General features: G+C 69.9%; 18 protein-coding genes and 2 tRNA genes. 7 read left to right on the forward strand and 13 right to left on the reverse strand.

The annotated features are described in order from the left end of the window. Nucleotides 1–32 precede the first annotated feature (32 nt). Both KI385_RS09655 and KI385_RS09660 read left to right on the forward strand, forming a co-directional pair. Entirely contained in the window at nucleotides 33–2,231 is a 2,199-nt protein-coding gene (locus KI385_RS09655) for an elongation factor G-like protein EF-G2 (protein WP_238571785.1), read from the forward strand. A 211-nt stretch (nucleotides 2,232–2,442) separates the two neighbouring features. Then, nucleotides 2,443–4,095, forward strand: coding sequence for a hypothetical protein (locus KI385_RS09660; protein WP_238571786.1), 1,653 nt, complete (start codon nucleotides 2,443–2,445; stop codon nucleotides 4,093–4,095). Between the two features lie 30 nt (nucleotides 4,096–4,125). Here KI385_RS09660 and KI385_RS09665 read toward each other — a convergent pair whose 3' ends face one another. From KI385_RS09665 to KI385_RS09675, 3 genes are all read right to left on the reverse strand, one after another. Further along, nucleotides 4,126–5,337, reverse strand: a complete 1,212-nt coding sequence (locus KI385_RS09665; RefSeq protein ID WP_238571787.1) for a YncE family protein — start codon at nucleotides 5,335–5,337, stop codon at nucleotides 4,126–4,128. After that, nucleotides 5,337–6,107 carry a polysaccharide deacetylase family protein gene (locus KI385_RS09670; RefSeq protein ID WP_425357067.1) on the reverse strand — a complete coding sequence of 257 codons (771 nt, stop codon included), beginning with the start codon at nucleotides 6,105–6,107 and terminating at the stop codon, nucleotides 5,337–5,339. The genes KI385_RS09665 and KI385_RS09670 overlap by 1 nt, the downstream gene beginning before the upstream one ends. A 125-nt stretch (nucleotides 6,108–6,232) precedes the next feature. Next, nucleotides 6,233–6,790 carry an HIT family protein gene (locus KI385_RS09675; RefSeq protein ID WP_238571789.1) on the reverse strand — a complete coding sequence of 186 codons (558 nt, stop codon included), beginning with the start codon at nucleotides 6,788–6,790 and terminating at the stop codon, nucleotides 6,233–6,235. A gap of 67 nt (nucleotides 6,791–6,857) precedes the next feature. Here KI385_RS09675 and KI385_RS09680 point away from each other — a divergent pair, with 67 nt between their 5' ends. Further along, nucleotides 6,858–7,499, forward strand: a complete 642-nt coding sequence (locus tag KI385_RS09680; protein ID WP_238571790.1) for a potassium channel family protein — start codon at nucleotides 6,858–6,860, stop codon at nucleotides 7,497–7,499. Nucleotides 7,500–7,553: 54 nt separating this feature from the next. On the opposite strand, the gene thrS is transcribed toward KI385_RS09680, so the two are convergent. From thrS to KI385_RS09695, 3 genes are all read right to left on the reverse strand, one after another. Beyond that, entirely contained in the window at nucleotides 7,554–9,533 is a 1,980-nt protein-coding gene (gene thrS / locus KI385_RS09685) for a threonine--tRNA ligase (RefSeq protein ID WP_238571791.1), read from the reverse strand. A gap of 113 nt (nucleotides 9,534–9,646) precedes the next feature. Beyond that, nucleotides 9,647–10,825 carry a hypothetical protein gene (locus tag KI385_RS09690; protein ID WP_238571792.1) on the reverse strand — a complete coding sequence of 393 codons (1,179 nt, stop codon included), beginning with the start codon at nucleotides 10,823–10,825 and terminating at the stop codon, nucleotides 9,647–9,649. After that, a complete protein-coding gene (locus KI385_RS09695; RefSeq protein ID WP_238571793.1) occupies nucleotides 10,825–11,391 on the reverse strand; it encodes a DUF4365 domain-containing protein in 567 nt (188 codons plus the stop codon). Before KI385_RS09695 ends, KI385_RS09690 begins: the two co-directional genes overlap by 1 nt. 198 nt (nucleotides 11,392–11,589) lie before the next feature. Here KI385_RS09695 and KI385_RS09700 point away from each other — a divergent pair, with 198 nt between their 5' ends. Then, on the forward strand, nucleotides 11,590–12,315 hold the full coding sequence (locus tag KI385_RS09700; RefSeq protein ID WP_238571794.1) for an exonuclease domain-containing protein: 726 nt from the start codon (nucleotides 11,590–11,592) through the stop codon (nucleotides 12,313–12,315). 258 nt (nucleotides 12,316–12,573) lie between these two features. Here the strand turns inward: KI385_RS09700 and KI385_RS09705 are convergent. The 4 genes from KI385_RS09705 to KI385_RS09720 all read right to left on the reverse strand — a co-directional run bounded on the left by KI385_RS09705 (nucleotide 12,574) and on the right by KI385_RS09720 (nucleotide 13,867). Continuing rightward, nucleotides 12,574–12,645 (reverse strand) — tRNA-Val (locus KI385_RS09705). A 117-nt stretch (nucleotides 12,646–12,762) separates the two neighbouring features. Beyond that, nucleotides 12,763–13,224, reverse strand: a complete 462-nt coding sequence (locus KI385_RS09710; RefSeq protein WP_238571795.1) for an SRPBCC family protein — start codon at nucleotides 13,222–13,224, stop codon at nucleotides 12,763–12,765. Between the two features lie 85 nt (nucleotides 13,225–13,309). Beyond that, nucleotides 13,310–13,381 (reverse strand) — tRNA-Val (locus KI385_RS09715). Between the two features lie 54 nt (nucleotides 13,382–13,435). Further along, nucleotides 13,436–13,867 carry a TIGR02611 family protein gene (locus KI385_RS09720; RefSeq protein WP_238571796.1) on the reverse strand — a complete coding sequence of 144 codons (432 nt, stop codon included), beginning with the start codon at nucleotides 13,865–13,867 and terminating at the stop codon, nucleotides 13,436–13,438. 189 nt (nucleotides 13,868–14,056) lie between these two features. Here KI385_RS09720 and KI385_RS09725 point away from each other — a divergent pair, with 189 nt between their 5' ends. Then, nucleotides 14,057–14,470 (forward strand): SsgA family sporulation/cell division regulator, encoded by a 414-nt coding sequence (locus KI385_RS09725; protein ID WP_003959770.1) that lies wholly within the window; start codon nucleotides 14,057–14,059, stop codon nucleotides 14,468–14,470. Between the two features lie 227 nt (nucleotides 14,471–14,697). Continuing rightward, the gene (locus tag KI385_RS09730) at nucleotides 14,698–15,264 is read left to right on the forward strand and encodes a CGNR zinc finger domain-containing protein (protein ID WP_238571797.1); all 567 of its coding nucleotides are present in this window, start codon (nucleotides 14,698–14,700) and stop codon (nucleotides 15,262–15,264) included. 136 nt (nucleotides 15,265–15,400) lie between these two features. On the opposite strand, the gene KI385_RS09735 is transcribed toward KI385_RS09730, so the two are convergent. Together KI385_RS09735 and KI385_RS09740 are read right to left on the reverse strand one after the other, a co-directional pair. Then, complete coding sequence (locus KI385_RS09735; RefSeq protein ID WP_238571798.1) at nucleotides 15,401–15,556, reverse strand: hypothetical protein; 156 nt, start codon at nucleotides 15,554–15,556, stop codon at nucleotides 15,401–15,403. A gap of 68 nt (nucleotides 15,557–15,624) precedes the next feature. Then, entirely contained in the window at nucleotides 15,625–16,086 is a 462-nt protein-coding gene (locus KI385_RS09740) for a hypothetical protein (RefSeq protein WP_238571799.1), read from the reverse strand. Nucleotides 16,087–16,255: 169 nt separating this feature from the next. On the opposite strand from KI385_RS09740, the gene KI385_RS09745 reads away from it, so the two are divergent. Beyond that, nucleotides 16,256–16,783, forward strand: a complete 528-nt coding sequence (locus tag KI385_RS09745; RefSeq protein WP_238571800.1) for a DsbA family protein — start codon at nucleotides 16,256–16,258, stop codon at nucleotides 16,781–16,783. A 43-nt stretch (nucleotides 16,784–16,826) separates the two neighbouring features. Here the strand turns inward: KI385_RS09745 and KI385_RS09750 are convergent, their stop codons facing one another. Next, a complete protein-coding gene (locus KI385_RS09750; protein WP_238571801.1) occupies nucleotides 16,827–17,657 on the reverse strand; it encodes a GNAT family N-acetyltransferase in 831 nt (276 codons plus the stop codon). Between the last annotated feature and the right edge of the window lie 6 nt (nucleotides 17,658–17,663).

Genomic DNA, 17,663 nt, shown 5'->3' on the forward strand with positions numbered 1-17,663 from the left:
CACCGCAAAGTGTCGACCTGGAGGCGAGACACATGAGCGAGAAGTCGAGTACACACCCAGGAGCCGCCGGCAGGGCATCAACGGCCGACCAGCCCACGGCCCTGCGGAACGTGGTGCTGGTCGGCCACTCCGGATCCGGAAAGACCACCCTTGTCGAGGCCCTCGCGCTGGCATCCGGCGCGGTCAACCGGGCGGGCCGGGTCGAGGACGGCGGCTGTCTGTCCGACTACGACGAGATCGAGCACCGCCAGCAACGTTCCGTACAGCTCTCCCTGGTCCCCGTCGACTGGGGCGGAATCAAGATCAATATCTTGGACACCCCCGGATACGCCGATTTCGTCGGGGAACTCAGGGCCGGTCTGCGCGCAGCGGACGCGGCCCTGTTCGTTGTCTCGGCGGCCGACGGCGTGGCCGGCGCGACCCGTATGGTCTGGGACGAATGCGCTGCCGTCGGCATGCCGCGCGCCCTGGTGGTCACGCACCTGGAGGCGTCCCGCGCCGACTTCGGCGAGATGACCAAGCACTGTCAGGCCACCTTCGGCGGCGAGGACCCGGACGCCGTGCTGCCGCTCTACCTCCCGCTGTACGGGACACCGGGCGCCGACGGCCACTCCCCCGTGCACGGCCTGATCGGCCTGCTCTCGCAGCGGGTCTTCGACTACTCCTCCGGCGAGCGCACCGAACGTGCCCCGACGGCGGAGGAGCTGCCACAGATCGAGGCGGCCCGCAACCGCCTCATCGAGGGCATCATCGCCGAGAGCGAGGACGAGTCCTTGATGGACCGCTACCTCGGCGGCGAGGAGATCGACGTCAAGACCCTCATCGGGGATCTGGAGACGGCGGTCGCGCGCGGCACCTTCCACCCCGTACTGGCCGCGGCGCCGGCCGCCGACGGCTCCAAACAGGGGCTGGGTACCGTAGAGCTGCTGGAGCTGATCACCGGCGGCTTCCCGACCCCGGCGGAGCGCGAGGCACCCGCCGTGACCAGCCTGGACGGCGCCCCCCGGGAGTCGCTGCGCTGCGACCCCGACGGCCCGCTCGTGGCGGAGGTGGTCAAGACCTCCTCCGACCCGTACGTCGGCCGGATCTCGCTGGTACGGCTCTTCTCCGGCACCCTGCGCCCGGACGAGACGGTGCATGTCTCGGGCCACGGCCTGGAGGACCGGGGCCATGAGGACCATGACGTCGACGAGCGGGTGGGCGCGCTGTCCGCCCCGTTCGGCAAGCAGCAGCGGCCGCTGCCCAAGGCGATCGCCGGCGATCTGGCGTGTGTGGCGAAGCTGTCGCGCGCCGAGACCGGCGACACCCTGTCCGACAAGGACAGCCCACTGCTGATGGAGCCCTGGACGATGCCGGACCCGCTGCTGCCGGTCGCCATCCAGGCGCACAGCAAGCCCGACGAGGACAAGCTCTCACAGGGCCTGTCCCGGCTGGTGGCGGAGGACCCGACGATGCGGCTCGAACAGAATCAGGACACCCACCAGGTGGTCCTGTGGTGCCTGGGCGAGGCGCATGTCGATGTGGCGCTGGAGCGGCTGCGCAACCGCTACGGCGTCCAGGTGGACACGGTCGCGCACAAGGTGGCGCTCCGGGAGACCTTCGGCGCCGCCTCCGCGGGCCGTGGGCGCCATGTGAAGCAGTCCGGTGGGCACGGCCAGTTCGCGATCTGCGAGATCGAGGTCGAACCGCTGCCGGGCGGCTCCGGCATCGAGTTCGTGGACAAGGTCGTGGGCGGCGCGGTGCCCCGGCAGTTCATCCCGTCCGTCGAGAAGGGCGTACGCGCCCAGGCCGCGCGCGGGGTCGCCGCCGGGCATCCGCTGGTCGACATCCGCGTCACGCTGCTCGACGGCAAGGCGCACTCGGTCGACTCGTCGGACGCCGCGTTCCAGACGGCGGGCGCACTGGCGCTGCGGGAGGCCGCCACCGACGTGCGGATCGATCTGCTCGAACCGGTGTCCGAGGTGAGTGTGCTGGTTCCGGACGACTTCGTCGGACCGGTGATGAGCGATCTGTCGGGGCGCCGCGGCAGGGTGGTGGGCACCGAGCAGTCGGGAGCCGGCCGCACCGTGGTGCGCGCCGAGGTCCCCGAGATCGAGATCGGACGCTACGCCGTCGATCTGCGCTCCCTCTCCCACGGCACCGGTCGCTTCTCCCGCGTCTACCTCCGGCATGAGCCGATGCCGCCGCAGCTCGCCGGAAAACTGCGGGAACAGGCCGAGAACGGCGGATAGTTAACGGCCGGTCAGCCGCTGTCCGACTCAACTCCCTTGGGGTGGACGGCGGCTGTACGCTGAGATCCTGCCGTTGAGCCGGTACGGCGCCGCCGCGGTTCGACGGCAGGATGCGAGGTCACAGGCTCAGAAGACTGGCTCTCAGCAGGTGTGCCGTCGGCAGAAGTCGGGAAGAGCCGCATCATCGGATGCGTGCGGTGTGGGGGCGGTAGTGGCAGACGGCTTTGACTTCAGTCCTGGGGCGCAGGTGCCGCTCTCGGGAAGCGCCGGGCAGACGGCGGCGACCCAGGCGCTGGCCTCGGCCGCCTACCGGGACAGCCCGCTCGCCGATATCTCCAAGGCCGACTCCGATTCCGGCAAGTCCGAGATCAAGAAGCCGAAGCTGTCGCTGTTCGCGCCCAACCTCGGCGAGGCGTTCTCGCGCGCGGTGCAGGTGCGGATGCTGGGCGGCGGCCGCAAGCCGCTCATCCAGTCCTTCGGGACCGAGCCGCAGACCATCGTCGAGCACTGTCTGTCGGCCACCCGCGTCCGTAAACAGCGGGACATCAAACTGACGCTGCTGATGGTGCTGTTCGGGCTGCTGTTCCTGCCCGGTGTGCTGCTGTGGCTGGGCGTCTTCCAGCTGCGCAAGATGCTCTCCAAGGACGACGGCAAGAGCCTCTCGCTGCTCGGCGGGGTGCTGCTGACCGTGCTCGGCGGCGTCGCCCTGTTCTTCATGATCAAGCTGCCGCTGAGCGGCTTCTGGCCGATGTACGCACGCGCCATGATCATCGCCCCGATGGTCGGCTGGTGGCTGGCCAAGCAGATCTGCGAGAAGACCGCGGTGGCCATGCGGGAGTCCTGGAAGGGGTTGCTGGAGGGCGGCGGCGTGGCCGCCAAGATCCCCGAGGCGGTACCGCAGGATCCGAACGAGATCGCCGCCGAGACCCTCCGGCAGAATCTCGCCAAAGTCTCCGCCGAACAGCACAGCAATGTCGTCTTCTACGCCGGTCCCAAGGGCATACTCGGCATGGGCACCCGCTGGGGCAGCTGGCAGCTCGCCGAGGAACTCAAGCCGGCGGACGAGGGCACGGAGATCAACCCGTTCCGCAGCTGGGACGTCATCCGCGCGATCCACGACAAACTGCGACTGCTGGAGCGCGGCCCACTGCACACCGGCGGATTCCCCACGCCCTCGGTCCGCCACTGGATCGTCTCGCCGGTCGGCGAGAAGGCCGCCGCCGTGAGCCGCCCCGAGGGCACCCATGTGGAGGCCTACCAGATCCGTGGTCACGAGATAGAGCGGATCTGCAACGACCAGCAGTTCGGCAGCGGAAACCGCCACTACCTCGGCGTCCAGTTCGTGCTGTGGGACGGCCAGCTCGTGATCACCCTGATGATCACCGTCACCGTGCTGCACGAGACGCTGCGCATCGAGGTGACCGGTCACGCCCTCGGTCCGGTCAACGGCCTCTTCACGACCAAGCCGGAGCCGAAGACCAAGGATGTCGCCAAGGTCATCAAGTTCTGGGAGACCAAGACCCAGCATCTGCCGCTGATCGAGGCGAATGAGGTGGTCCGGCTCGCCGCCCGCGCGCCGCTGACCTGGTTCCCGCCGGTCCTGGATTTCCTCGGCGGCAAGCTGACCCTCCCCGAGCCGTTCGGTCTGCGGCACGTCTGGGCCGACAAGCCCTGGCGCCACCGCTTCATGGCCGATGACGCACTGCGCGCCGCGACCCCGGTGCTGCGCACGGTCCACGCCGCCGCGATGAACGTCCTCAGGGAGAACGGCGTGGACACCGAGCGCTTCACCAACCGCTCCCTGATGCTCAGCGGCATGATCCAGGGCGTGGAGCCACAGAAGGCGGACGAGTACAACGCGTAAGGGGCGGCGGGTCCGTACGGTGCGACGGGGCTACCGGAAGATGCCGGTGTGCCCCAGGGAGTACCGCCCCGGCTGCGGGTAGACCGCCAGACCGTGCGGGCCCTGGCCGACCGGGATCTTGGCGAGGGTCTTGCCGGTACGGGTGTCCAGCGCATAGACCTCGGAGTTGTAACGCCCCGACAGCCACAGGACCTTGCCGTCGGTGGACAGACCGCCCATGTCGGGGCTGCCGCCGCCGCGGATATGCCATTTGTCGACGAGTTCGCCGGTCCTGAAGTCGAGCAGGGAGATGGAGCCCTCGCCGCGGTTGGAGATGTACATGTACTTCGAGTCGCGGCTGACGTAGAGGCCGTGGGCGCCCTTGCCGGTCGCCATGAGCTTCGGCTGGTCGAACGTGTCGCCGTTGAGGACCCAGATGCCGTCGGCCATCATGTCGGCGATGTACCAGGTCCTGCCGTCCGGGGAGATCTTCACGTCCTGCGGCATCGCCCCGTCGAACGGCAGCTTCTCCTGGCCGATGACCTTCATTTTCTCGGTGTCGACCTTCAGCAGCTCGCCCGAGAACTCGCAGGAGACGATGAAGTACCTTCCGTCCGGCGAGAAGTCGGCGTGGTTGACGCCCGCGCAGCCGACCGGGAGGGTCTTGCGGATCTCCATGGTGTGCGGGTCACGGAAGACCAGTTGCCGGTCCATCGAGGCCATCACGACCGCGTACTTCCCGTTGGGCGTGAAGTAGAGGTTGTACGGGTCGTGGACCTTGACCGGCTTGCCGGCCTTCCCGGTGGCGGGGTCGATCGGGGTGAGGTCATGGCCCCGGTTGTTGTTGACCCAGAGCGTCTTGAGGTCCCAGGACGGCACGACATGCTGCGGCTGTACGCCCACCGGGATGGTCTCGATGACCTTGTATGTCTTCGGGTCGATGACGCTGACCGTGTCGGAACCGGTGTTGGGGACATAGATCCGCGAGGGGAAGCCCTTGACCTGCGGCACAAGCCTGCCCGGCCGGTCCGCCGCGTAGAGGTCGTGCTCGTCGATCAGCGGCGGCATCCCGGGCAGGCCCTGCTTGGCACCCTTGACCGGCGCGCGTTCGACCGGCTGCGGGCTCTGCGCGGCGGGCTTGGTCTCGTCACCGCCACCGCAGCCCGCCGCCACCAGCACGCAGGCCACGGCGAGCAGCGTGGCCCGGTGGCGGGTGTGCGGGCTCTTACGGTCGTCGGTACGGTTCCGGTTCCGGTCAGCCATCAGGTCACTAGCTCCGTTGTCGTCACCGCGCGCAGACCGCGCCGGCGGAGGCCGTCGAGGATCGGGGGCAGCGCGGCCACCGTGCCGGCGTGCCCGAGATGGAGGCTCACGACCGAGCCCGGCCGGGCCGAGTCCAGGACCGTGCGCTGGACGGCCGGGGCACCGGGGTCGTTCGCGTCGAGGGAGTCCACGTCGTAGGACAGGACATGCGGATAGCCGGCCCGACGGGCCAGCCCGGTCACCAGATCCGTGGCCCGCCGGGTCTGCGAGGGGCGGAACCAGCTGCCGATGCTGCCGGTGAGGGTGCGCAGCCGGTCGGCGCACCGGCTGATCTCGGCGTATGCCTCGGAGGCCGGCAGAGCGCAGATATTGCGGTGGTGCATGGTGTGATTGCCCAGCTCATGGCCGCCGTCGAGGATCCGGCGGGCCATCGCGGGCTGCTCGTCGAGCCAGTCGCCGACGGCGAGGACGGTGACCTTGGCGCCCGCCCGCTCGGCCTCGCCCAGCAGGGCGGTCGCCAGCTTGGGGTCGCCGCTGCCGTGGAAGGTCAGTGCGACCGCGTGGCCTCCCCTCGGCCCGTGTTCGATCTGAACCGGCAGGCCGGGAGCCCGGGTGGGCGGCCGGGCGGCGTGCGCCGGGGCGGGCGAGGCCCGGCCCGCCCCGGAAGGACTCGGTGCGGCTCCTACGGTGCCGGAGCCCTCGTCCCGGTGAGGGTCGCAGCCCGCCACGAGCGCTCCGGCGGCCGCGGCCGAGGCGGCCGCGCGCAGCACGGAACGACGATCCAGTGAAGTCACCACCCCATTAGAGAGGCAACTAATCCGGATTAGGGCGATCTATCCGATTCGCACGAGTGCGTGTCGCCTCGGGCAGCGCCCCGGACGACGGCCGGCAGCTCCTACGCAGGCCAGGCCGCTGCCAGCATCTTCCGTGTGTCGGCGAGGAGTTGGGGCAGCACCTTGGTGTGCCCGACCACCGGCATGAAGTTGGTGTCGCCGCCCCAGCGCGGGACGACATGCTGGTGGAGATGGGCCGCGATCCCGGCGCCGGCGACGGTCCCCTGGTTCATCCCGATGTTGAAGCCGTGCGCCCCGGACGCGGTGCGCAGCGCGGTCATCGCCCGCTTGGTGAATTCGGCCAGCTCCGTGGTCTCCGGACCGTCCAGCTCGGTGTAGTCGGCGACATGCCGGAACGGGACGATCATGAGATGGCCGCCGTTGTACGGGTACAGGTTCAGCACCGCGTAGACCTTCTCACCGCGCGCGATCACGAGGCCGTCCTCGTCCGACTTCGCGGGGATCGTGCAGAACGGACAGCCGTCGTCGGCCCCCGGGCCGGTCGGCTTGTTCTCCCCCTGGATGTAGGCCATCCGGTGGGGCGTCCACAGGCGCTGGAAGGCGTCCTGCGTCCCGACTCCGATCTGCTGCTCCGGCTCGCTTGTCATACGGGCCAGCATATGGCTTCGTCCATTGACAGCGTGTCGCTGGGGCGCCTCCCCCGGGCCGCTCCGCGATGCTGGGCCGGTGGACAGGCAACAGCGGCTGCGGACGTGGGAGCAAACTGCCGAGCCCTACCTCTTCGCCGCCTCGCTGCTCTTCCTGACCTCCTACACGGTCCGGGTCCTCGTCACCGGCCTCTCCCCCGGCTGGAGCACCTTCTGGGAGATCGTCACCGTCGTGACCTGGGGTGCCTTCATCGTCGAATATCTGGCCCGGCTGCTGCTCAGCGACGACCGGCGGCACTTCGTACGCACCCGCTGGCTGGACCTGATCGTGACCGTGCTGCCCCTGCTGCGACCGCTGCGGATCGTCGATCTGCACGAGCGGATGCAGCGGCGCAGAGATCATCCGCGGCTCGCCCTGGAGGCACGCGTGATGGCGTACGCCGGACTGACCTCGCTGCTGCTGGGCTTCGCCGCCAGCCTGGCCGTCTACCACGACGAGCGCGACGCCCCGCACGCCAACATCCGCACCTTCGGCGACGCGGTGTGGTGGGCCGCCTCGACCCTGACGACGACCGGATACGGCGACGCCACACCGGTCACCGGACGCGGCCGGGTGACCGGTGTGGGCCTGATGTTCCTCGGGGTCGCCCTGGTCGGAGCGGTGGTGGGCTCCTTCTCCTCCTGGCTGATGCGGCGCTTCCGGCAGGAGGGCGAGACATGACAGGGCCCCGGGGAGCCGATCGCTCTCCGGGGCCCTGCGGTCACGCTCCGGGCGTCAGGCCTGGACGCGACGCTCGACGACGTCCAGGATCTCGGCGATCGCCTCGTCGCGCGGGATGCCGTTCTTCTGCGACCCGTCGCGGTAGCGGAAGGACACCGCACCGTGGGCGACATCCTCGTCACCGGCGATGATCATGTACGGGACCTTGGACTTCTGAGCGTTGCGGATCTTCTTCTGCATCCGGTCCGCGGAGGAGTCGACCTCGATACGCAGACCCTTCTTACGGGCCTCGGCGGCGAACTCCTCCAGATACGGGACGTGCGCGTCACCGATCGGGATACCGGTCGCCTGCACCGGCGCCAGCCACGCCGGGAAGGCCCCCGCGTAGTGCTCCAGCAGCACCGCGAAGAACCGCTCGATCGAACCGAACAGCGCGCGGTGGATCATGACCGGCTGCTGCTTCGTGCCGTCCGCGGCGGTGTACTCGAGACCGAACCGCTTGGGCTGCTGGAAGTCGACCTGGACGGTCGACATCTGCCAGGACCTGCCGATGGCGTCCTTCGCCTGCACGGAGATCTTCGGCCCGTAGTACGCGGCGCCGCCCGGGTCCGGGACCAGCGGCAGGCCCTGCTTCTCGGCCGCCTGGCGCAGCGCCTCGGTGGCCTCCTCCCACTCCGCGTCCTCGCCGATGAACTTGTCGGAGTCGTCGCGGGTGGACAGCTCCAGCTCGAAGTCGTGCAGGCCGTAGTCGCGCAGCAGGTCGAGGACGAAGGTGAGGAGCGAGTCCAGCTCGTCCGCCATCTGCTCCTTGGTGCAGTAGATGTGCGAGTCGTCCTGGGTGAAGCCGCGGGCCCGGGTCAGACCGTGCACCACACCGGACTTCTCGAAGCGGTAGACCGTGCCGAACTCGAACAGCCGCAGCGGCAGTTCGCGGTACGACCGGCCGCGCGCCTTGAAGATCAGGTTGTGCATGGGGCAGTTCATGGCCTTGAGGCGGTAGCTCTGCCCGTCGAACTCCAGGGGCGGGAACATCGCTTCGGCGTAGTTCGGCAGATGCCCCGAGGTCTCGAAGAGCTTCTCCTTCGAGATGTGCGGGGTGTTGACGAACTCGTAGTCCGACTCCTCGTGCCGCTTACGGGAGTAGTCCTCCATCACCCGGCGGACGATGCCGCCCTTGGGGTGGAAGACCGCGAGACCCGAGCCCAGCTCCTCCGGGATGGAGAACAGGTCGAGCTCGGCGCCCAGCTTGCGGTGGTCGCGCTTCTCCGCCTCGGCCAGGAAGTCCAGGTACGCCTTGAGCTCGTCCTTGGTCGGCCAGGCGGTGCCGTAGATCCGCTGGAGCTGCGGGTTCTTCTCGCTGCCGCGCCAGTACGCGGCGGCCGAGCGCATCAGCTTGAACGCCGGGATGGCGCGGGTGCTGGGCAGGTGCGGACCGCGGCAGAGGTCCTTCCAGCACAGCTCGCCGGTCTTGGCGTCCAGGTTGTCGTAGATGCTCAGCTGGCCGGCGCCGACCTCGGCGGAGGCGCCCTCGGCGGCGTCCGCGGCGGAGCCCTTGAGCCCGATCAGCTCCAGCTTGTACGGCTCGTCCGCCAGCTCCTCGCGCGCCGCGTCATCGCTGATCGCACGGCGCGCGAACTTCTGCCCGCGCTTCTGGATCTCCTGCATCTTCTTCTCGATGCGCTTGAGATCGTCCGGGTGGAAGGGGGTCTCGACGTCGAAGTCGTAGTAGAAGCCGTCCTTGATGGGCGGGCCGATGCCGAGCTTCGCCTCCGGGAACAGCTCCTGCACGGCCTGTGCCATCACATGCGCGGTGGAGTGCCGCAGGATGTTCAGGCCGTCCTCGGAAGTGATCTCGACGGGCTCGACCGCATCGCCGTCGGCGAGCTCGTACGCCAGGTCCTTGAGCTCCCCGGCCACCCGCGCGGCGACGACGCTGCGCTCGCCCTGGAAGAGGTCGGCGGCCGTAGTGCCCGTGGTCACCACGCGTTCTTCCCGCTCGGAATCGCGTTGGACGGTCACACGGACGTCTGACACCGGTCTCTCCTGACTCATGTCTCTTTCACGTCAGCGATTGCTGCGCAGCCGAATCGTACCGAGCCACCGGACCCGACCGCGAAACGGTTTCACCACCCCCGGCCCGGAAGCCCTCATTCCTCCGCGCCGCACGCCTCCTCGAAGAAGTCGAGATTCTCCTGGAGAGACTTCAGCAGACGGTCCCGCTCCGCCTCGTCGACCTGTACGGGGGTGACATCGCGGCCGCCGGTGATCCGGCGGAACCCGCCCCGGCTCTCCAGCCGCCCGCTGACCCGGATCGGCAGTCCCACCAGGTGGGCGTGCCCGGCGATCCGGTAGTCCTCCTCCCCCAGCGCGACCCGCACCTGCACCACATCGGCGCCGGTGATCACTCGCAGCCGCACCGTGCCGGGACCGCCCGGCCGCTCCCTGCGCAGCCGTACCACCGCGCCGGTCACCCGGACCGGCAGCGACGGCTCATCGCGTACATAGCGCCGGGCGGCCTGTTGCAGCGCGGGCAGATCGCCGGGCGAGAACTCCACCGGTTCGGGGCGGGCCGGGCAGCCGGCCGGGGCGCCGGCCGCCGGTGACCACTCGACCACGATCCGCACCCCCTCCGCGTCCCGCACCAGCGCGATCAGCGCCTGCGCCAGCTCATGGCAGACCCCCAGCTCGACGGCCGCGTCGAAGGCCTCCATACCGCCGGTGGCCCGCTGGTAGTCGGTGGCGTCACGGGCCGCGTGCAGCGCCCGCTGGAGCCCGGCGACCGCCCCGCGCCCGCCGCGCACCGGTACGAACGCGGTCAGCCGGCGGCCGGCCTCCGCCGGTCCGACCAGCACCTCGCCCATGAACCCCTCGGCCTGCCGTTTGTGCCGGGCTCCGTAGTAGCCGGCCCGGCCGTACGTCCCCAGGGCGCCGGCGACCAGCATCGAGCGTGCCGCACCGCGCAGCTGCTCCTGCGCCACCCAGTGCGCGGCCCCCGAGCCGCCGTCGGGGATCTCGCGCTCCCAGCGCACCTCGTCGCTGGGCACCGCCAGCCCCACCAGCACCTCGCGGGCGGAGGGCGCGGCGCTCTGCGCCAGCGCCGCCAGCGCCTCCGTGAGCAGCTCCGCACTGTCGGGGAAGCGGCGGTCGTGCGGCACCAGCAGGCTGGTTGCGCCCATCCCGCCGGGCGGCGTCCACCGGGCGTAATGACCGGCGGCGCCGCCCCGGCGCCGCCAGCCGTGCCGGGCCAGCAGCGCGCTGAGCACCGCCGGTTCGATCTGCGCGGGATCCAGGAGCCGCGCGTCATATTCGTCGGTCGGCCGGTACATCAAGGTCTCCCTCCCGCCCCGACCCGCGTCATGATCTCGCAGAGCGCTCGGTCGTCGAAGATCCGCGTGGTCGGGATCCGCACAGTGGTCCTGCGCCGGCCGGTCACCGGATGGCCGGCCAGATTGATCCAGTAGCAGCAGTGCCGCAGTTCGAGACGGTCATGGGAGGCCCAGAGCCAGTCCTCCTGGGTCCGGGGGACCAGCATCACGACCAGGATCTTGTGCACCGACACGGGCGTACGGGCCAGCTTCACCAGATGGTCGTTGTCGAGTGTGAACGCGAAGGTCGGCCCCGGCGGGCGCGGGGCGGTCTGGTAGGTGCATTTGAGCTGCACCTTGATGGTGACCTCGTCGTCGACGGTGTGGCCGGGCGCGCCATGGCTGACGTGCCAGTCGATTCCGTTGTCCGGGAAGGGCTGCGCCAGCGAACATCCGGAGGCGGCGGCGATCGCGTGGAGATAGCCCACCTGGAGGGTCTCCATGCAGGCAGTGGTGGCGAGTCCGCCGCGCTGCGGTGTGGTCCGCTGGGGCAGCAGCCCGCCCGGTTCGGGCTGCGCGAGCGTCATCGCGGGGAGCCTTCCGGGCTGTTGCCGATCGATGCGTATGGACGACGGGGAGGCGGCGGAACGCGCGGCCCGTCCCTGTGGTTGTCTCCGCGTCAAGTGGTCCGCAAACAAAGACGGTTCGAGCACCGGGCGGCTCGGGTATCACCAGCTCGGGTGATGTGCATGTCACCCCCCGTACGAGCGCGAGGAGTTGGGATGATGCCGTGCTGGTATGACGGTCCACTTGCCGCCTTCGACACCGAGACGACGGGGATCGACGTCGAGCGTGATCGCATCGTCTCCGCGGCCCTGGTGGTCCAGGAGACCCCGCGCTCGGCGCCCCGTGTCACGCGCTGGCTGATCAACCCGGGCGTCGACATCCCCGAGGCCGCCACGGCGGTGCACGGGCTGACGGCCGACCATCTCGCACTGCACGGCCGCTGGCCGGCGCCGGTGCTGGAGGAGATCGCACGCGCCCTGGCGGCCCAGTCGGTGGCCGGCCGCCCGCTGGTGGTGATGAACGCCCCCTTCGATCTGACCCTTCTGGAACGCGAGTTGAAACGGCACCGCGCCAGTTCGCTCGCCACCTACCTGGGCGCCCATCCGCTGTGCGTCCTGGATCCCCGGGTGCTGGACAAGCATCTGGACCGCTATCGCAAGGGCCGCCGTACGCTCACCGACCTGTGTGCGCATTACGAGGTCGAGCTGACCGACGCCCATGAGGCGGCCGCCGATGCGCTCGCCGCACTGCGCGTCGTGCGCGCCGTGGGGGTCCGCTTCGCCGACCGACTGGAGGGGCTGCAGCCGGCGGAGCTGCACACCCGCCAGGCGGTCTGGTACGCGGCCCAGGCCCGTGGCCTACAGGCGTGGTTCGCCCGCAGCGGCACGCCCGAGGCGGTGGATCCGCATTGGCCGCTGCGCCCCGGACTCCCCGCCGCGGCCTGATCCGGCATCAGGAATTCCGGTCCGCCCGACAAAGAAGCGGTCGGAATTCTCCCCGCAACAGATCTCCACAGTCGCAGAACTCAACACGGCAGAACTCACCATGCGGCACATCTCGACGCGCACACTTCTCCACGCGCCTACACCGCACCGCGCATACGTCTTCACGCGCATGGGTCTCAACGCGCATCCATCTCAACGCGCATCCATCTCAACGAAAAGGACCGGGCCGCTTTTTGGCGGCCCGGTCCTTGATCCCGGTGGGCGATACTGGGTTCGAACCAGTGACCTCTTCGGTGTGAACGAAGCGCTCTCCCACTGAGCTAATCGCCCGGGCGTCGGCGAGGTTTCCCTCGCGAACGACCTGAACGATACAGGGCGCCCGGGCCTTCCATCAAATTCCTGTTCCGCGGCGGACCCGCGCCACCACCCACGTCCGCCCGGCGCACCTCATCCGCGGGCCAGCCAGGCGGCAAGACCGCGCCGTCCGGCCCGCATCATCAGCGCGTGATTGGCCAGGAACAGCGGCCGCCCCAGCAGCGCGAACCGCCGCAGCAGCGGTTTGCAGACCTCGACGTCCTGCTCGAAGACGGCCCGGGTGCCGCCGGCGCCGGGCACCACCGTCCAGCGCGCCCAGCCCGCCAGATCCCCGCGCATCTCCATCTCCAGCACCCCCGCGCCCGGGTCCCGTACCCGTTCGCTCACCACCACCCGCAGGTCGTACGGCAACAGCGACCGGAACCGGGCCGTGCCGCTGGTGGCGTCGAGCAAGGCCACCTCGCGGACCTGCGGCCACCACCGGGGGTAGGTCTCGGCGCGTTCGAGGACGGCATAGACGACGGCCGGCGGGGCGTTGAGCAGCCATACGCTGCGGAAACGGTAGCGGTGCAGTCCGCGTGACCAGTCGGGCATGATCCCAGTGTGCGCCCCGCACCTGCGCGCACACCCAACAACTGCGACGGCCCGGAGACTTGAGTCTCCGGGCCGTCGTCCGGGGTGGGCGATACTGGGTTCGAACCAGTGACCTCTTCGGTGTGAACGAAGCGCTCTCCCACTGAGCTAATCGCCCGGGCGCACCGCCAACATTACCCCACGTCGGCGGGCACTTCCGACCATGCCGCGATCACTCGGAGACGTTCCACGGCATCGCGAAGCCGAACTTCCACACATAGACGGCGAGGGCCGCCGCGATGATCACCACGCCGATGGTGGTCAGAATGATGTTGCGCCGCCGCACCTTGGGGTCGAGCGCCTTCTGGGCCGCTTCGGTGACCTTTCGCTTGGTCCAGCGCAGGACCAACTGGGCCCAGACGAATTCCGTCGCCCAGATCGCCATGCCGCCGAAGATCACCAGCCAGCCGGGCCCCGGCAGCGGCAGCATGATCACGCCGGCCACCACGACCGCGAGACCGACGACGAAGACTCCGACCTGCCAGCTCAGGTGGAGCGGCCGGGAGCGCTTGATGAAGTGCGGCGCTCTGGAACCCAGCGGTTGCTCGGCCGGCACAGCATCCTCCTCGATGACCCCCGGCCCCCCGTTACTCTGCGTATTCATATCGCCAAACTTACCGGACGGGATGCCTCCGCGGAATTACCGACGGGGACGATCTCGCAATCCGCCGTAAGAGGTACCTGAAGGCACCCAAAACCGTCAGAGGGGTTTACAACGGCACCGTAGGTGGCATGTCGATTTCGCCGACGTGCGAATCCCCGAGCGCACACTGAGCGAAAGGCCCTGGCGCTTATGAACACCACGGTCAGCTGCGAGCTGCACCTGCGCCTCGTTGTGTCGAGCGAGTCCTCACTGCCTGTACCCGCGGGCCTGCGGTATGACACGGCCGATCCCTATGCCGTGCATGCCACCTTCCATACCGGAGCCGAGGAGACCGTGGAGTGGGTTTTCGCCCGCGACCTCCTCGCCGAGGGCCTGCACCGGCCCACGGGCACCGGAGACGTCCGCGTATGGCCGTCCCGGAGCCACGGACAGGGCGTTGTCTGCATCGCCCTGAGCTCCCCGGAAGGGGAAGCCCTGCTCGAGGCGCCCGCGCGCGCCCTCGAGTCGTTCCTCAAAAGGACCGATGCCGCCGTACCGCCCGGTACGGAACACCGGCACTTCGATCTCGACACCGAGCTCTCTCACATCCTTGCGGAGAGCTGAGACGCAGCACAGTTACCCGAAGCACCCTCCCGCTCACACTTGCGCCCGTCCGACTCGGGGAGACGGCGCAGGACCGACAAGTTCATACGGCACACTTCGGCGTCGTCGCCGCGGACCCACCGCGGAGACGGCGCTGAAGCTTGTTCCAGGCGCTAGAGTCGGCGACCATTCGGCAACGACACCGGGGACGGTACCCGTCCGGCCCCACCCTGCCAGGGAGCAAAACCGTGCTGATCACCCATGACACCCGGTGCGCGCTGGCAGCGATCGTCGATCTGCTGAACACCGCTCCGGAGGGCGAATCGCCCGGAGCGCCGGACAGCCTGACCGACCTCGCGGCCCTTGAGGACTTCGTCCGGCGCAACGACGTCAGCGATGTGGGCGCGCTCAGCGCCGGCGATCTGGCGGCCGTACGGGCGGTCCGCGCGCGGTTCGCCCAGGTCTTCGCGGCCGACGACGACCATGCCGCGGCCGCACAGCTGAACGCGCTGGTCGCCTCGGCGGGCACCACACCGCAGCTGACCGATCACGACGGGTACGACTGGCATGTCCACTACTTCGCGCCGGGCGCCTCGGTCGCCGATCATCTGGCCGCTGACGGCGGGATGGCGCTGGCCTTCATCGTCGTCGCCGGGGAGCGCGAGCGGCTGCGACGCTGCGAGGCACCGGACTGCCGGCACGCCTTCGTCGATCTCTCCCGTAACCGCTCCCGCCGCTACTGCGACAGCCGTACCTGTGGAAACCGGCTGCATGTCGCGGCCTACCGGGCCCGGCGCCGGGAGGCCGCGGGCTGAGCACGGCGCACGGGGTCGTCGGCGGCCCGAGCGTGTCGCACCGGTTCAGGAGCAGGTCATGGGCCCATCCTCCCGCCCGCCGCTCCGAACTCCCACCGGTTGAAGCACGAACCGGGCGGCGGCGCACCTACCGGCCTCACAGGATGAAGAGGTCGTGTACGGCACCGAGAAGGAGCAGAAAGCCGATGACGGCGAGGAAGAGCATCAACGGCGGCTGGGACAGCGCGAACAGGCAACCGCGCGGTTCGGGGGACGGGGCGTCGTCTTGGGCGAGGGCGCACTCATCGTTCATCTCGCGCGCATCATGGCGCAGATGATCGTCTGAACGCGCCCGATAAGCCCCTCAGCAGCGGGAGTTCATCAGATCCCGTGCTTTTTCAGGATCGCTTCGATGTCCGAGAAGTCATCCTTGGGTGCACCGCCCTTGCCCTGCCCGGCCTTCCCCTTCGCGGCCGGCTGGGCCGCGCCGCGACCTGCCCCGAGGGAGGGTACGGAGGCGGCCGGCGCCACCGCGTCGGGCGTGGCGGCCGCCGCGGCCTTGCGTTCCTTCCGGCTGCCGATCCCGCCCCTGCGGCGCTCGACGACCCTGCTGACCGAGAACAGCACGAACGCGAGCGCGAGCACGCCGAAGCCGGCCCAGACCGTGGGTTTGAAGACGATGTTCGTGACCCAGTCGATGACACCGGTCATCACCAGGCCGATGGGGATCAGGGAAAAGGCGGCGATGCGGGTCGCGGCCAGGAACCGCTTGCGGTATGCCGTCAGCGCGGCAATGCCCAGGCCCGCTGCCGACACCGCGGCACAGACGGTCGAGGTCAGCATCCGGTCCTCCTGCCGATGGATGGGCGAGCAGGCACTCTGCTCCCTTCCATCCTGCCTTGTCCGGGCCCGCGTGAGCCATCTTCCGGCACGGCTTCAGGGACATCTCGGGGTCGCGCTCCTCCCCAGGTCCCGGTTCGGGAACCGGTCCGCGGGCTGAAAGACTGGACCCATGAACGACGCCACCACCTCCGCCGCCCGTCCCGTCCGTCCGGTTCTGGACGTCTGGTGTGAACTGCAGTGCCCGGACTGCCGGACCGCCCTGGAGGACCTGCGGGCGCTGCGTGAGCGCTACGGCGACCGGCTCGACATCCGGCTGCGCCACTTCCCCCTGGAGAAGCACAAGCACGCCTACGTCGCGGCCCAGGCCGCCGAGGAAGCCATCGAGCAGGGGCAGGGCTGGCCGTACATCGAGGCGGTGCTGGCGCGCACCGAGGAGCTCGGCAAGCGCGGCGACAAGCTGCTGCTGGAGGTCGCCGCGGAGCTGGGGCTGGACGCCGAGGAGCTGGACACCGCGCTGATCGACGGCCGGCATCTGCTGATCGTCGACGCGGACCAGGCCGAGGGCAAGGCGATCGGGGTGAGCGGCACCCCTACGTATGTGATCGGCGGCGAGCGGCTGGACGGCGGCAAGAGCCAGGAGGGGCTGCGCGCCCGGATCGAGGAGATCGCCGACCGGCTGCTGGCCGAGCAGGGCTGAGCTCCCCCGGAGTAGCGGCTTCACGGGTGCCGCGTACGCGCCCTCACAGGATCGGCTTCCACAGCAGATACGCGGTGGGCCGGTACCCCAGCGAGTCGTAGAGACCGAGCGCCTGCGCATTGTCCGCGTAGACGTCGAGGCCGAGGGAGGCGCGGCCCGCGGCGAGGCACTCGCGCTCGGCGACCAGCATCAGGGTGCGGCCGTGGCCGCGCCCGCGGTGCTCGGGCGCCACCCGCACATCGGCGACATAGCCGCCCGGCTGGTCCGGCATCCGCAGCGCGACCCAGACGCTGCCGACATCCGCGCCGTCGTGGGCCAGGATGCGCAGCGCCTGGTCGGGCGTGTCCGGGCCGTCCGGAAGCAGGGCGCGATGGCCGGCGGCGGAGGTCTCCTCGGCGCGTGCGCGGTCCATCCCCTGGCCCCGCTGCGTACGGACGTGCTCGGCGAGCGCGGCGTCCCGCCAGGCCGGGTACTCCGCCTCGCCGATCGGCCGGTCGCTGCTGTTCCCGGGCAGCCGGGGCGGTACGGCGAGGGGTTTGCTCATCGTGCGGCTGCGCTCGGTGTAGCCCAGCGCCGCCGCGAGCCGCGCGGCGGCGCCGGCCTCGGCCGGGACGGTCAGCTCGATCTGCCGGCAGCCCCAGGTGCGCAGCACTTCCTCGGCGGCGAGCGCGGCGACCGTGGCCCGGCCGCGGTGCCGGTCCGGCGCCTCGATGTGCAGATCCACGATCCGGCCGGCCGTCGGGCCGAACCGGGCGTCGGTCGCCAGCCGGATCCCGCCGACCCGGCGGCTGTTGACGCAGACGTCATAGGGACGGGCCCGGCGCCCGTCGTCGTGCCGTTCTTCCGGTCCCGCGGGGCGCAGCGTTGTGGTCACGAGGAC

It is taken from the genome of Streptomyces inhibens (assembly GCF_022221585.1).
Classification (GTDB): domain Bacteria; phylum Actinomycetota; class Actinomycetes; order Streptomycetales; family Streptomycetaceae; genus Streptomyces; species Streptomyces inhibens.

Coding starts and splice junctions, on each gene's coding strand:
- KI385_RS09655 (WP_238571785.1), top strand. CDS start 33: ATGAGCGAGAAGTCGAGTACACACCCAGGAGCCGCCGGCAGGGCATCA.
- KI385_RS09665 (WP_238571787.1), bottom strand. CDS start 5,337: ATGGCTGACCGGAACCGGAACCGTACCGACGACCGTAAGAGCCCGCAC.
- KI385_RS09675 (WP_238571789.1), bottom strand. CDS start 6,790: ATGCTGGCCCGTATGACAAGCGAGCCGGAGCAGCAGATCGGAGTCGGG.
- KI385_RS09690 (WP_238571792.1), bottom strand. CDS start 10,825: ATGTACCGGCCGACCGACGAATATGACGCGCGGCTCCTGGATCCCGCG.
- KI385_RS09695 (WP_238571793.1), bottom strand. CDS start 11,391: ATGACGCTCGCGCAGCCCGAACCGGGCGGGCTGCTGCCCCAGCGGACC.
- KI385_RS09700 (WP_238571794.1), top strand. CDS start 11,590: ATGCCGTGCTGGTATGACGGTCCACTTGCCGCCTTCGACACCGAGACG.
- KI385_RS09710 (WP_238571795.1), bottom strand. CDS start 13,224: ATGCCCGACTGGTCACGCGGACTGCACCGCTACCGTTTCCGCAGCGTA.
- KI385_RS09720 (WP_238571796.1), bottom strand. CDS start 13,867: ATGAATACGCAGAGTAACGGGGGGCCGGGGGTCATCGAGGAGGATGCT.
- KI385_RS09725 (WP_003959770.1), top strand. CDS start 14,057: ATGAACACCACGGTCAGCTGCGAGCTGCACCTGCGCCTCGTTGTGTCG.
- KI385_RS09735 (WP_238571798.1), bottom strand. CDS start 15,556: ATGAACGATGAGTGCGCCCTCGCCCAAGACGACGCCCCGTCCCCCGAA.
- KI385_RS09740 (WP_238571799.1), bottom strand. CDS start 16,086: ATGCTGACCTCGACCGTCTGTGCCGCGGTGTCGGCAGCGGGCCTGGGC.
- KI385_RS09745 (WP_238571800.1), top strand. CDS start 16,256: ATGAACGACGCCACCACCTCCGCCGCCCGTCCCGTCCGTCCGGTTCTG.